Source organism: Streptomyces sp. NRRL WC-3549, from assembly GCF_000721935.1.
Classification (GTDB): Bacteria; Actinomycetota; Actinomycetes; order Streptomycetales; family Streptomycetaceae; genus Streptomyces.
The window spans coordinates 22,200-22,451 of record NZ_KL585424.1 but is presented as its reverse complement, the minus strand read 5'-3'; the positions used below and the strand labels follow the sequence as shown (position 1 = coordinate 22,451).

The 252-nt window shown below is 67.9% G+C and carries 1 pseudogene; it reads right to left on the bottom strand.

Going from position 1 to position 252, the window contains the following annotated elements:
- Positions 1-142: pseudogene (locus IH13_RS45045) on the bottom strand (IS3 family transposase); the annotation flags it as partial.
- Between the last annotated feature and the right edge of the window lie 110 nt (positions 143-252).

The window sequence follows — 252 nt, the reverse complement described above, 5'->3', positions numbered from 1 at the left end:
CGGCGCTGGAGATCGACGACACACTGGAAGCGGTTCACCAGCGCGTCTCCCCGGCGAAATACTTCGCTGCCTTCCGCAGGATCTCGCGTTCCTCCTCGAGGTCACGGACCTTCTTCCGCAGAGCCGCGTTCTCCGCCTCCAGCGAGGCCGGCTGCTGGGTTTGCTCCTGCGTCCGCCGTCCCCGAGGCCGACTCACGCCGGCTGCCCTCACCCAGTTCCGCAGGGTCTCCGGATTGATCCCCAGATCGGCGG